9 protein-coding genes and 1 pseudogene are annotated in these 14,122 nt (G+C 37.4%); 9 read left to right on the top strand and 1 reads right to left on the bottom strand.

The genetic code is table 11. The features are described 5' to 3' along the window. Positions 1 to 285 precede the first annotated feature (285 nt). The 9 genes and pseudogenes from queG to ACFSW4_RS10610 all read left to right on the top strand — a co-directional run bounded on the left by queG (position 286) and on the right by ACFSW4_RS10610 (position 12,427). Entirely contained in the window at positions 286 to 1,425 is a 1,140-nt protein-coding gene (queG, locus tag ACFSW4_RS10650; RefSeq protein ID WP_377329193.1) for a tRNA epoxyqueuosine(34) reductase QueG, read from the top strand. Positions 1,426 to 1,438: 13 nt separating this feature from the next. Next, positions 1,439 to 1,969 carry a methylated-DNA--[protein]-cysteine S-methyltransferase gene (locus ACFSW4_RS10645; protein ID WP_377329191.1) on the top strand — a complete coding sequence of 177 codons (531 nt, stop codon included), beginning with the start codon at positions 1,439 to 1,441 and terminating at the stop codon, positions 1,967 to 1,969. Between the two features lie 49 nt (positions 1,970 to 2,018). Beyond that, on the top strand, positions 2,019 to 2,492 hold the full coding sequence (gene trmL, locus ACFSW4_RS10640; protein ID WP_054753742.1) for a tRNA (uridine(34)/cytosine(34)/5-carboxymethylaminomethyluridine(34)-2'-O)-methyltransferase TrmL: 474 nt from the start codon (positions 2,019 to 2,021) through the stop codon (positions 2,490 to 2,492). Positions 2,493 to 2,874: 382 nt separating this feature from the next. Continuing rightward, entirely contained in the window at positions 2,875 to 4,497 is a 1,623-nt protein-coding gene (locus tag ACFSW4_RS10635; RefSeq protein ID WP_377329189.1) for a hypothetical protein, read from the top strand. 277 nt (positions 4,498 to 4,774) lie between these two features. Continuing rightward, positions 4,775 to 7,589, top strand: a pseudogene (locus ACFSW4_RS10630) (2-oxoglutarate dehydrogenase E1 component). Beyond that, positions 7,567 to 8,838, top strand: a complete 1,272-nt coding sequence (odhB, locus tag ACFSW4_RS10625) for a 2-oxoglutarate dehydrogenase complex dihydrolipoyllysine-residue succinyltransferase (protein WP_054753733.1) — start codon at positions 7,567 to 7,569, stop codon at positions 8,836 to 8,838. Before ACFSW4_RS10630 ends, odhB begins: the two are co-directional and overlap by 23 nt. A 93-nt stretch (positions 8,839 to 8,931) precedes the next feature. Continuing rightward, positions 8,932 to 9,537 carry a hypothetical protein gene (locus tag ACFSW4_RS10620; RefSeq protein ID WP_377329187.1) on the top strand — a complete coding sequence of 202 codons (606 nt, stop codon included), beginning with the start codon at positions 8,932 to 8,934 and terminating at the stop codon, positions 9,535 to 9,537. Between the two features lie 173 nt (positions 9,538 to 9,710). Beyond that, positions 9,711 to 10,904, top strand: coding sequence for a NupC/NupG family nucleoside CNT transporter (locus tag ACFSW4_RS10615; protein WP_279401678.1), 1,194 nt, complete (start codon positions 9,711 to 9,713; stop codon positions 10,902 to 10,904). Between the two features lie 101 nt (positions 10,905 to 11,005). Continuing rightward, positions 11,006 to 12,427 carry an aldehyde dehydrogenase family protein gene (locus ACFSW4_RS10610; protein ID WP_054753729.1) on the top strand — a complete coding sequence of 474 codons (1,422 nt, stop codon included), beginning with the start codon at positions 11,006 to 11,008 and terminating at the stop codon, positions 12,425 to 12,427. A gap of 297 nt (positions 12,428 to 12,724) precedes the next feature. Here the strand turns inward: ACFSW4_RS10610 and ACFSW4_RS10605 are convergent, their stop codons facing one another. Continuing rightward, positions 12,725 to 14,071 carry an MATE family efflux transporter gene (locus ACFSW4_RS10605; RefSeq protein WP_377329185.1) on the bottom strand — a complete coding sequence of 449 codons (1,347 nt, stop codon included), beginning with the start codon at positions 14,069 to 14,071 and terminating at the stop codon, positions 12,725 to 12,727. Between the last annotated feature and the right edge of the window lie 51 nt (positions 14,072 to 14,122).

Genomic DNA, 14,122 nt, shown 5'->3' with positions numbered 1-14,122 from the left:
GTGTCCGTATTTTGCTTAGAAGAGTCCTTATCTACGGATTATTTGTCCGCATATCGTATTAAAGTGTTCACATTTCCGGCTACACTGTCCGTATTTCGCTTAGTTGTGTTCGCATAGGCGATTTAATTGTGCGTATATTGTCCATAAATGTTCGTATCAGCGACTTAATTGTCCGCATTTCGAATAAAAAGATCGCATTAATGAATCATTTGTCCACATCAAGTTAGTCTTAAATTAATTTCGCTTCAAATTCGACGTAATTTTTTATAAAAAGGAGGGTCGTGCGTGGATATTAAGCAATTAAAAAAAGATTTAATTAAATATAGTGAGGAAATCGGTGTTCAAAAGATCGGTTTTACAACTACAGATACGTTTGACACACTAAAGCAGCGTTTAATTGTACAACAGTCTTTGAGTTTCCAGTCCGGTTTTGAAAAGGGCAGCATTGAAGAACGCACGACTCCAACACAGCTAATGCCAAAGGCTCAATCAATTATTTCAATTGCTTTAGCCTATCCATCTCGTATGAAAAATGCTCCGAAAAGTCGAAAAGGTGAGCGCCGAGGGATTTTCGCACGAGCTTCTTGGGGAAAAGACTATCATGATGTTTTAAGAGAAAAGCTTAACCTGTTAGGTGAGTTTTTACAAGAAAAGCTAGATGGAGCCGCTTATAAAGCCATGGTTGATACAGGTGAGTTATCTGACCGGGCTGTGGCTGAGCGAGCAGGAATCGGTTTTGTTGGAAAAAACTGCAACCTCATTACAGAAGAATATGGCTCATGGGTCTATCTTGGTGAATTGATCACCAATATTCCGTTTGAACCAGACGAACCAATTGAAGAAGGGTGCGGGGATTGTAATATCTGTGTGGATTCTTGTCCGACAGGCGCTCTCATTGAAGGCGGTCAGCTTAATGCCCAGCGCTGCGTAGCTTACCAGACGTTAACGAAAAACTTTCTACCAGATGAGTTTCGCGAAAAGTTAGGTAATCGCATTTACGGATGTGACACGTGTCAGCTAGTTTGTCCAAAGAATAAAGGCATGGATTATCATCTACATCCTGAGATGGAACCAGACCCTGAGTTAGCTAAACCAAAACTCATTCCACTTCTTAAAATTTCAAACCGGGAATTTAAGGAGAATTTCGGGAACATGTCAGGTTCTTGGAGAGGCAAGAAACCGATTCAACGTAACGCTATCGTTGCCTTAGCACATTATAAAGATGAAACATCAATTGAGACATTAGAAGACCTCATGCATAATGACCCAAGACCTGTCATTCGGGGTACTGCGGCTTGGGCTATAGGGAAAATCGGACGATCAGACGCATGCGAAATGATTGAAGAAGCAATGTCTAAAGAAACTGATGATGATGTTTTATTTGAGATGGAAAAAGGGTTAGATTTTTTCAAGGAAAAAGTATAAGGGGACGATGTTGATGAAACCTTTAAAAATGACGACGTTTGATTCACCAGTTGGCAATATTATTATTGGAGGCGACGGAGAGTCCATTTATTTTGTGAAAATGGGTGAGTTAAATGCCCGAGATGAATGGATCGAGAAGTGGCGTCAAAAGCACGACATTGCAGAACCGGAATTTGTAGATGGTGCATACAGTCAGGCAATAGATGAATTTCTTCGTTATTTTAATGGGAACCTAAATCAATTTTCATTTGAGACAACTTTATTAGGAACTGAGTTTCAAAAACAAGTATGGAAGACGTTAGAAGAGATTCCCTATGGCGAGCAGTGGACATATAAGGATATCGCAAAATCTATTGGGAATATAAAAGCATTACGTGCTGTTGGTGGAGCGATCAATAAGAATCCAATTTCAATTGCGATTCCATGCCACAGAGTTATAGGCAGTGATGGATCGTTAACAGGTTATGCAAGTGGGCTTGATCATAAGCGCTTTCTACTACATCACGAAACAGCATCCGAACATTGGTTACACCAAACGAGTTAAAATATGCTATAATACATCTCGGTTATTAACGAATTAAAGAGGTGTCATCATGGGAATACATGTCGTTTTATATCAACCAGAGATTCCAGCTAATACAGGGAACATTGCAAGAACCGTGTTAGCAACTGGTTCAACATTACATCTAATTCGTCCTTTAGGCTTTTCAACAGAAGATAAAATGTTGCGCCGAGCAGGCTTAGATTACTGGCATGATGTGAATATTTTATATTACGATTCTTTAGATGAATTATATGAAAAGTACCCGAAGGCTAGCTTTTACTATATCGAAAACTTTGGAACTAAATACTACACAGACTATGACTATAGTAATCCAGAAGAAGATATATTCTTTGTATTTGGACGCGAAACAGACGGGATTCCAACGTCATTACTCGAAGGTTTAGAAGATCGATGCCTTAGAGTTCATATGACAGATCAAGTTAGATCATTAAATTTATCTAATACAGCAGCCATTATTGTATATGAGGCATTAAGACAGCAAGGTTTTCCGAAGTTAGATTAAAGGTTATTCCTATTGGAGTAGCCTTTTTTATTAATTATTGGTAAGGTGACCGAAAATGTTGTTAGGAAGTTAGCAATTATCTTTAAATGTGTATTATAAAAGAAAAAGGAGCTTGGACTCGCCGCCAAGCTCCTTTTTAATATTATTTTTTAGGTTGTCCTGGTTTTGCATCGTAACCAGCTGTGAAGATCGATACAATAAATGTAATACAAACTCCTAAAATAACTGCTAGTTTCATGAAGATCCACCTCTATTCAACATCATTAATTTTATTATAACCAAAAAATTTCTGATTGTGAACTATTGTCAAAATCTGTTCAAATTAAAATTAGCTCAAACTCGAATATTAATTGAATACATATAAGACAGGAGGTGTTCATTGATGGAATACAACTTGTCTTTAGAAGAGTATGTTCATCTTATTTTAAAAGGAACTTTTAGGCCTAAAAGAGCTCATGAGTTATTATACCATGCTGTTCAGTATGCCATTCAGAGCAATCACATTCCCAATGATGTTAACGAAGAGCTGATCAATCAAATTAATGAGCAGTACTTGCGCCCGGCAAGTTTAGGATATGATATTCAAAAACGTATGCTTATTTTAGTCGGACCACCCGGAAGCGGAAAATCAAGCATCGTTCGTTTTTTAAAAAGAGCATTAGAAACATATACGCAAACTGAAGAAGGCGCTATATATCAAATAAGCGGGTGTCCAATGCAAGAAGACCCTCTATTAGCCTTACCAGATGACGTGAGAGAACAGTTACCAATGACGGTTTGTGGAACGCTATCTCCTTATAACTTAATGCGTCTTAATGACGAATGGAAGGATTGGAAAGCAGTACCCGTTGAACGATTCTACATATCTAAATCAGGGCGGAAAGGAATTGGGACGTTTTTCCCAGCAGACCCTTATACGCAAGATACCTCTGATTTAATTGGATCCATTGATTACGCGAATATAACTAAATATGGATCACCATCCGACCCTAGAGCATATAGATATGATGGTGAGTTTCAAGCTGCTAACAGAGGCCTATTAGAATTACAGGAAATATTCAAGGCAGAACCCAAATTACTATACCCTTTTTTATCACTAGCAGAAGAAAATCAGTATAAAATATCTAGACAATCGATGTTGTCAGCTGATGAGGTTGTGGTTGGACATACAAATGAACCCGATCTACTACGAGTCACAACAGATGAACCATCTCCTGTTTTAAATCGAATGGTGTTTATAAAAGTTGGCTACACGCTATCTATTAATCATGAGGTTAATATTTACAAACAAAAAATATTAAAGCAAGACTGCAAACGTTTGGGGTATCAGGCCTTAGAAGCCTTGGCTGCTGCTCTTATATTCACCAGAATGAAAAAGCCCCTTAAAGGACTTACGAAGATTGAAACACTAGAACATTTTAATAAGCAGAAACAGTTTGAATCATCTATGATAGGACTTGATCCACGCTATGCGTTTCAGGTTTTGTCTATTGTTTGTGCAAAAAACTTGAAACAAATCGGTGCTCATGATTTACTAGATGAATTGAAAAGGATTATTCAAGAGGATTATCGCTTACCCCATGAATTAAAAGATGGAGTGATGTATAACATTCAAATAGCTTATAAGTACTATGATTTTGAATGGCTGAAGCTACTTAGATCCATAATAGAAAGAACAGATTCAGAAGCCATCCATCACTTTATACAACATGACCAAAAGCAAATACATAATGCACTAGGAATGGATGATAGCAACCAAACCGAACTGAAATCTTCTTTAGAATATTTAAATGTGGATTTAACTAGAATCACGTTAGAGGAGCTCCCCTCAGATGCTAAAGAGGTGATTATTGATTCATATATTTTAAGTAAAAAAGCTCAACTGGAAGAGTGGTTTAAGGTAACTATTCTGCCTGCTTTGAAGCGTCAAGGGCACTATATTGACCAAACTCAGCAAGACCAGTTATTAAACCTCTTGTCTGAAGGAGTAAGAAGCTATTTTTAATTATATGCGTTAATCCGACAATTTTTGTTGTGTTTACCTTTTCTATTGGTAAATTTTCATATATACTAATTGTGATGATTATGATGTTTTTTAAGTTATGATTTTATAATTGTTTGTGAATACTCTAGAAAGGGTAAACAATTCGATAGAGATAACTTAAAAAACTGCTAATAAAACAAGTAGAAATAATTACTTATTCGAAAACTGATGGGGGTAGTAAACAGTGGCAATCAAAGGGTCTAATGACAATGTTTGGGATGCTTTTCATGGTCCGAATATGGGCTATGTAGAAGAGCAGTATGATCTATACCTAGATGACCCTGATGCAGTTGATGAAACACTGCGTCATATGTTTGACGAACACGGAGCACCTACTTGGGTGTCTCAATCAACTGGTGAATCATCAACTAGTCAGTCAGCGACATCAACAGCTGATTTACAAAAGCTAACATCCGCGATGAAATTAGTTGAGGCAATCCGTAGACACGGACATCTAGAAGCGGATATTTTTCCAGTTGGAAAGCAGGATGATAGGTATTCAGCTTTAGTTGATCCTAAAAAATATGATTTAACTGAAGGTGACCTTAAACAACTTGATGCTAAACTATTAACACCAAAAGTACCAAGCAACGTTAGAAATGCTTGGGATTTTGTGCAGCATCTAAAAAAGAAATATTCAGGAACGATTTCATACGAATTTAATCATATTCCTGACGATGATGAACGCGAGTGGCTCTACACGAAAGTAGAAACTGGCGCTTTTGATGTTTCTGTAGATAATGAACAAAAGAAACAGATTTTAAAGCGTTTAGGCGATGTTGAAGGCTTTGAACAGTTCTTAGCTAAGACGTTCGTGGCCCAGAAGCGTTTCTCTATAGAAGGTTTAGATGTCATGGTGCCGATGCTAGATCGTATGGTGATGAATGCTCATAAAGATGATGTAGATCATATTATGATGGGAATGGCTCACCGTGGTCGCTTAAATGTATTAGCTCATGTATTAGGTAAACCTTATGAAATGATTTTCTCTGAGTTTGCTCATGCACCGGATAAAACTTTAGTACCATCAGAAGGTTCAACAGGTATTAACTATGGTTGGACAGGTGATGTAAAATATCACTTTGGTGCAAACCGTGAGTATGTTGAAGGCGATGAAAGTAAAACAAGGATTACACTAGCACACAACCCATCTCACCTAGAGTTTGTTAATCCCGTTGTAGGTGGGTATACACGTGCGGTACAAGATCAGCGTGATGAGAGTGGCTATGCAAAGAATGATGTTAATAAAGCATTTAACATTCAAATTCACGGAGATGCAGCATTCATCGGTGAAGGTGTTGTTGCGGAGACGTTAAACCTATCCCAATTACGAGGATATGAAACGGGTGGATCCATCCATCTAATTGCGAATAACTTAGTAGGTTTCACAACTAACCACCAAGATGGACGCTCAACTAAGTATGCAAGTGATTTAGCAAAAGGATTTGAAATTCCTGTTATTCATGTCAATGCAGATGACCCAATTGCATGTTTAACTGCAGTTGAATTTTCATATCAGTACCGTAAACAATTCAAAAAAGATGTATTAATTGATTTAGTTGGTTATAGACGTTATGGGCACAATGAAATGGATGAACCAAGAGGTACGCAGCCTCAGCTTTATCAAGATATCGATAATCATCCAACTGCATATGAAGTTTATGCTAATCGTCTTGTTGAAGAAAAAGTATTATCTGAAGAAGAGTCTAAAACATATAAAGAAGACGTAAAGAAACAGCTTCGTGAAATTTACGACAACATGAAGGAAAGCGAATTTAAAGATCCTTCAGTTCCTGATTTACCTGATGAAGTTGTAAATGGATTGGATCAAATTGAAACAGCCGTTGAACTAGATGCATTGAAGAAGCTTAATCAAGATATGTTAAAACGTCCAGAAGGATTTGAAGGGTTTAAGAAACTTGAAAAAATCCTTAAGCGCCGTGAAAAAGCATTCGATGATGGCGAGAAAATTGATTGGGCTTTAGGTGAAGCCTTAGCATTTGCTTCAATTTTAAAAGACGGAACGCCAATTCGTATGACAGGCCAGGATTCTGAACGTGGTACGTTTGCGCATCGTCATGCCGTATTAAATGATGTCAATACTCAAGAAAAATACAGCCCTTTCCATGGTCTGGAAGATGCTAATTCATCATTCAGCATTTACAACAGTCCGTTATCTGAAGCTGGTGTTCTTGGGTTTGAATATGGCTACAGTGTTCAGTCAGATGATACTTTAGTACTTTGGGAAGCACAGTATGGTGACTTTGCGAATGCGGCTCAAGTCATTTTTGATCAGTTCATTGCAGCTGGCCGTGCAAAATGGGGCCAAATTGCAAGTATGGTTATGCTATTGCCTCATGGTTATGAAGGTCAAGGCCCAGAGCACTCAAGTGCACGCCTAGAGCGTTTCTTACAGTTATCAGCTGAAAATAACTGGACAGTTGCTAATGTGACAACTTCAGCTCAGTACTTCCATTTATTACGTCGTCAAGCTGCGATTGTAGGAACAGAAGCTGCTCGTCCGCTTGTACTTATGACACCGAAGAGTCTAATTCGTAACCAACGAGTAGCCGTTGAAGCTGAAAAATTATCAAATGGCAAATTCTTAAGCATTCTTGAACAAGAAGGAATTGGAGAAAAGCCAGATAACGTCAAACGACTTGTTATAGGTAGCGGAAAAATCATGGTTGATATTGAAGAAGAGTTAGAGGATCGAGATCCTAATGAAGAGATTCACATTGTTCGTTTAGAACAAATTTATCCTTTCCCTGATAAAGAGCTACAAAAGATATTGAAAAAATATAAAAATGTAGAAGAGATTGTTTGGGTACAAGAAGAACCTAAGAATATGGGTAGTTGGGATTTTGTTAAAGAAAGAATTCAGTCCATCAAAAAGGTTAAACAGAAGCTTGAATATGTTGGACGCCCTTATCGTTCTTCACCAGCTGTTGGTAGTCCGAACATTCATAAGTCAGAACAAAATCGAATTATTAATGAAGCATTAACGCTCGATTAAAGGAGGAAATGAAAGTGAAGGAAATTGTAGTTCCTGAATTAGCCGAATCGATTACAGAAGGTACGGTTGCTGAATGGCTTGTCTCAAAAGGCGATAAAGTTGAAAAAGGTGACCCAGTTGTAGAATTAGAAACAGACAAAGTTAATGTTGAAGTAAACTCAGACTTCTCTGGTGTGATCGCAGAGGTTTTAGTTGAAGAAGGTGATGATGTAGAAGTAGGCGATGTCATTGCTAAAGTAGATGAAAACGGTGAAGCATCAGGATCAGATGACTCCGATGATTCTAGCGACAAAGAAGAGAAGAAAGAAGAGCCGAAGAAAGAAGAAAAATCTGAAGCTAAAGAAGAGTCGCCTCAAACTGATGAAGAAGGCGAAAGTGATAATCAAGCTGATCAACCAGTAGCATCGCCTGCGACACGTAAAAGGGCTCGTGAATTAGGTATTGATTTAAGCGAAATCAAACCTAAAGATCCAGTAGGACGCATCTCTAAAGAAGATGTTGAAGCTGCTGCGAGTGCTAAAGCTGACTCAGGTAAGAAATCTTCTAAGAAAGAAGAAAAATCTGCTGAGAAAACAGAGTTTGATAAGCCGGTTGTACGTGAGAAAATGTCACGTCGTCGTCAAACCATTGCGAAACGTCTAGTTGAAGCGCAGCATACAGCTGCTATGCTAACTACATTTAACGAAGTAGACATGACAAATATGATGAAAGTTCGTTCTGAGCGTAAAGAAGCATTCCAAGAAAAACATGGTGTTAAACTTGGTTTCATGTCATTCTTCACTAAAGCTGTAGTTGGAGCACTTAAAGAATTCCCATTAGTCAATGCGGAAATTCAAGGCGATGAAGTTGTTAAGAAGCAATTCTACGACATCGGAGTTGCGGTATCAACTGAAGAAGGTCTAGTTGTACCAGTTGTTCGTGATGCAGATCGTCTAAGCTTTGCAGGAATTGAAAGCGAAATTGGTGAACTTGCGAAGAAAGCTCGTGATGGTAAATTAGGATTAAAAGATTTACAAGGCGGATCATTCACCATTACTAACGGTGGTATTTTCGGTTCATTATTATCAACACCAATCCTAAACACTCCTCAAGTAGGTATTTTAGGAATGCACAAGATCGAAAAACGCCCTAAAGTAATGCCAGATGATTCAATCGAGGTTCGTCCTATGATGTACATCGCGATGTCTTACGACCACAGAATCATTGATGGCCGTGAAGCCGTACAATTCCTTGATCGAGTAAAACAAATGATTGAAGATCCTTATGATCTATTACTAGAAGGTTAAATAATTGAAGCCCGTTCTGTTTTAAGAGCGGGCTTTATTTATAATTAGCGGTTTCTAATCATATAAATTTAAAAAAGTTAAGGAGCGTATATAATGCATTATGAACAACAGCCACCAACTTTTTTTCATAAGAGGCCGCCGATTATAACTCAAAAAGTTCAAAAACAAGCAAAGACGAAAAGCCGTATACCAATTAGCGATGAACAACTTAAAAGATTATTATTACAGCACAAACCATCAAATTATATTCATACACAAAAAATAAATATAAAAAGAACACTATTAACTCACTTAGCCTATCAAAAAAATTTAGAAGAAAGTATTAACTTCAATAGGATTAAACTTACTAACCATCTTGCTGTAAAACTTTTACTAGTTGATACCTCCTATTCAATGAATCCCCATACAGAAACCATTCGCTATTATCTTAAAAACTGGAATTATGACATCATCTTATTCCATGATCAAAGCATTTTCGATTATAATAAAAGTGAAATTCCTCTTCCGAAATTTATAGGAGGAACGTCTTTTTATACACCTTTAAAGCAAATAAAAGAAACTAAAATAAAGGCCGAAATCTTACATTTAACAGACGGAGATAATTCTCCTAATGACCAAACCAAAACAGAACAAATCGTTAAACTACTATCTCAAAAAGGATCTACATATAAACGAATAATTATAAAAGAAGATCATTAGGTTAAGATAAATATAGCTAAAACCCTTGAAATCGAACTATTCGCAATTATCGAACTTTTATTTACCAATATTTTTATAAGATTAAAGTGTTGTTAAGTTTAAGAAAAGTTGCTACAATCTAAAATTGTGATATGATTCTTTAGACTTAAAGGGAGGACAAGATCGTGGGTATAATATTAGATATTATCTTTGCAATAGCAGCGATAGCAATTGTGTTAGCGATTGCATGGTTCATGTCAAATGATAAAAAGAGCATACCATTTAAAGGAATCGCTTTCATGCTGATCGCTCAGCTATTAATTACTTGGTTTATGTTTAATACACCAATCGGTAAAATGATTATTACGACCATATCAGATGTTTTCAATAAACTGATTGAGTTTGGTAAGGTTGGTGTCGACTTCGTCTTAGGTGGAATTTCAATTGAGTCTGAGGCAAGTGTATTCTTCTTTGACGTACTATTAATTATTGTATTCTTTGCTACTATTTTATCCGTTTTAACTTATTTAAGAATTTTGCCTTGGTTAATTCAATTTTTAGGCGGGGTTATTTCGAAAATTACAGGTTTACCGAAAATTGAGTCATTCAATGCGGTTAACAGTATGTTCTTCGGACAATCTGAAGCACTACTTGCAATTAAATCTCAGTTCCATCGTGTAACTGAAAACAGATTATACATTGTAAGCGCTTCTGCTATGGGATCAGTATCAGCTTCAATCGTTGGTGCTTACCTACAAATGTTACCTGAGCAATACGTCTTAGTGGCAATTCCACTTAACATGTTCAGTGCATTAATCTTAGCTTCTATTATTGCACCTGTAAGTGTTGAGGATGAAGATGATGCAGTCGATATCAAAGATGTATCAGAATCTAAAAGTGTATTCGAGGCAATGGCTAATGGTGCCTTAGATGGTGGTAAAATCGCCCTAATCGTTGCTACTATGTTAATTGCGTTCTTAGCTTCATTAGAACTAGTTAACTTTGTATTAGGTGCAATCGCAGGTGGATTAACACTTCAAGAAATCTTAGGTTGGATTTTAGCACCAATTGCGTTCTTAATGGGTGTACCAGCTGGTGAAATCGCTCAAGCTGGTGGTATCATGGGTCTTAAAGTTATTACCAATGAATTCGTTGCTATGTTAGAATTACAAGCTGCAATGGATGGCATGTCTGAAAAATCTATTGGTGTCATCTCAGTATTCTTAACAAGCTTTGCTAACTTCTCATCAATTGGTATTATCGCAGGTACTGTTGCTGGTATTAGTAGTGAAAAAGGTAAAGTTGTTTCTCGTTTCGGGATGAAATTATTAATTGGTGCGACTTTAGCATCAATCTTGTCTGCTACAATTGCAGGACTATTTATCTAATGTAAGTAAAGCTTGGATCTTGATGGTCCAAGCTTTTTTATGTTTACACCCATATGTTTTGTGAAATATGAATATTAGACACAAATGAAAGGGTGTTAACGATGCAAACATTTGGTTTACTTACTGATGGAAAATGGCAAGAAAAAGATGAAAAGATTGATGTATTAGATAAAACAAATCAAGAAGTCTATGCAAAAGTATCAAAAGCTGAAGAAAAAGATGTGACTGCTGCCGTCGATTCAGCAGAACAGGCATTTCAAAATGATTTAACGACACCTTACGAACGTTATGAAATTTTAATGAAAGTCGCTCAATTACTTAAAGATCATAAAGAGGAAATTGCTAAAAACATTACTCATGAAGCAGGAAAGCCGATAAAACAGGCTCGTTCTGAAGTCGATCGTGCGGTTGAGACAACCCTTTTATCTGCTGAAGAAGCGAAACGATTAGCTGGTGAAGGTGTTCCAATAGAAGGTGCGCCAGGTAGTGAAAACCGAATGGCCTTTACCATTCGTGTACCAGTCGGAGTCGTTGCTGCAATTAGTCCATTTAATTTTCCTTTAAATCTAGTCATGCACAAAATTGGACCAGCACTCGCAGCAGGAAACACGGTCGTGCTTAAGCCTGCAAGCGCCACGCCTACTACAGCATTAATTTTAGCAAAATTGTTTGAGGAAGCTGGTCTTCCTGCTGGTGTATTAAATGTGGTTACGGGGAAAGGCTCGGAAATTGGTAAATGGTTAACACAAGATGAACGAATTCAGTTGTTCACGTTCACAGGAAGCGCTGAAGTTGGTCTTAATATTAAACAGAACACTGGAATGAAGAAACTGGTTATGGAACTCGGAAATAACTCACCCGTAATTGTAGATTATGATACAAACGTTAAAGAAGCTGCACAAGTCATTGCTGCGAAAAGCTATGCCTATGCAGGACAAGTATGTATATCAGTTCAGCGCGTCTATGTTGATGAAAAAGTCAAAGATGAATTCGAAAGCGAGTTATTAACTGCCATTAATAACCTCAATATAGGTGATCCGTTTAATGACGATACGGACTTAGGCCCGATGATTTCTGTAGAGGAAGCTGAACGTGCAGAAAAATGGGTTCAGGAGGCAAAAGAACAGGGTGCAACTGTTTTAGTTGGAGGTAATCGAAAAGATAATTTCTTAGAGCCAACTGTGTTAACGAATGTCACTCAAGAGATGAAAGTTGTGTGTGACGAAGTGTTTGCTCCAATTCTTTCACTTATCACATACAGTGATTTAGATGATTGTCTAAAAGAGGTAAACCAATCTAACTATGGCTTACAAGGCGGCATTTTCACTAACAATATTAATAAGGCGATGAAAGCCGCACGTAAGATGGAGGTTGGTGGCATTATGATTAACGATGCTACTCAGTTTCGTGTCGATCTCATGCCATATGGTGGTATGAAAGATAGTGGTTGGGGCAAAGAAGGACCTAAGTACAGTATTAAAGAGATGACCGAAGAACGATTGATCGTTATGAACTTGAAGTAAGGATAACAAGCTGTGAATGATTCACAGCTTGTTTTTTAATGAAATTTCGGTACCTACGTTCATAAAGAGTGAAGTACCGTTAATAGATGCGAGAGTTACGTTCATAGAAAGGCGATAACCGTTTATAGAGAGAAGAGTTACGTTCATAGAAAAGTGAAAACCGTTTATAGAAAAGAGAATTACGTTCATAGAAAAAGTTTAATCTATATACTAAATCACGACACGTGAAAGTATCATGAACAAGTACCTTTACATGTAGCCATGCAATTTTTTAGCCATCATAAACAGAGTTCGCACCTAGCGAACTCTGTTTTTACTAACGTATACAAGTCTGATCGTCAAAGCAATCGCTCCAAAACCTAATCCCGTAATTAAACCAATCCAATAACCATATGGTCCAAGTGGTGTGAAGTTTGCGACTAAGTAACCTGATGGAAGACCTAATATCCAAAAAGAAATAAGGGCTATGACCGAGGCTGTATTAACATCTTTATACCCACGTAGAGCCCCTTGAATGGGTGTGCCAATCCCGTCGGATAACTGGAAAAAGATCGCATAGATTAAGAACGTTTGCATGAGGCTCATGACAACTGGGTCATTACTATAAAGCATGGCAACATGTTCTCTGAAAACGAAAATTAACACACCGCTGATTGCTGAGAAGATAATCCCCGAACTGATACCGATTTTGGCATAAGTGACGGCTTCATGTAGTCTTCTCGCTCCAACTTCAAATCCCACTGCAATAGTAAGTGCCATAGCAATCGCTAAAGGTAACATATAAAAAAGAGTCGCAAAGTTAATTGCAGCTTGGTGAGCAGCAATGGTCTCAGTATTATAGGCGCTCATTAGAAGAGTAATCGCAGCAAAAATACTTGTTTCAAAGAAAATCGTAATCCCGATCGGTATGCCAATTTTAAGTTGTTCCTTCCAAGCGTTTAATGATGGCTTTTCAACGGCAGAAAAAATTTGATAATCACTAAATGGAGTTTTTCTTTGAGTAATAAAGACAGCCACGCCCGCTGAAATAAAATAAGTGACAGTAGATGCAATCCCTGCACCGATTCCACCCAATGCAGGTATACCAAATTTACCAAAAATAAATATGTAATTAAAAAGTATATTTAAAGGCAATGCCATTAATATAATAATCATGGATGTCTTCGTCTGACCAAGTGCATCTATGAACGACCTAAGTAAGTTGAAAATAAATAGCGGCGCCATTCCAATACCGAGACTTACTAAATAATACTTAGAGATATGACGAACTTCGGGATCCAATGATAAATTATTTAATAGAGGTGTTAAAACTAACGCACCTAGTACAAAAATCAACCCAGAAATAGCAACCGAGAGGTAAACTCCTTGTCTTATAACATATGTAATTTGCTCGCTTTTTTGTGCACCCAATAATTGAGATACGATTGGTGGAATGGCCATCAGTATACCTGTCACCCCAGTTAATATAGGTACCCAAATAGACGATCCAATGGCGACACCTGCAAGATCATTGGCACCAGCCCTACCTGCCATAATGGTATCGAAAAAATTCATTAGGTAAAGTCCAACTTGCGTTACAAGGATAGGGATGAGTATTTTAATAAACAGTTTTAGTTTTTGTGAAATGGTTTGTGTTTCATACATAAATTGATCGCGCTCCTATTCAAAACGAACGACATTTGCTAATATGTCATT

It is taken from the genome of Piscibacillus salipiscarius, assembly GCF_042685285.1.
GTDB classification, from domain to species: domain Bacteria; phylum Bacillota; class Bacilli; order Bacillales; family Alkalibacillaceae; genus Piscibacillus; species Piscibacillus salipiscarius.
This window is presented reverse-complemented; position numbering and strand designations above follow the sequence as displayed.

Excerpts from the sequence above, each read along its gene's own strand:
- ACFSW4_RS10645 (WP_377329191.1), top strand. The coding sequence starts at position 1,439 with ATGAAACCTTTAAAAATGACGACGTTTGATTCACCAGTTGGCAATATT.
- trmL (WP_054753742.1), top strand. The coding sequence starts at position 2,019 with ATGGGAATACATGTCGTTTTATATCAACCAGAGATTCCAGCTAATACA.
- ACFSW4_RS10635 (WP_377329189.1), top strand. The coding sequence starts at position 2,875 with ATGGAATACAACTTGTCTTTAGAAGAGTATGTTCATCTTATTTTAAAA.
- ACFSW4_RS10620 (WP_377329187.1), top strand. The coding sequence starts at position 8,932 with ATGCATTATGAACAACAGCCACCAACTTTTTTTCATAAGAGGCCGCCG.
- ACFSW4_RS10610 (WP_054753729.1), top strand. The coding sequence starts at position 11,006 with ATGCAAACATTTGGTTTACTTACTGATGGAAAATGGCAAGAAAAAGAT.
- ACFSW4_RS10605 (WP_377329185.1), bottom strand. The coding sequence starts at position 14,071 with ATGTATGAAACACAAACCATTTCACAAAAACTAAAACTGTTTATTAAA.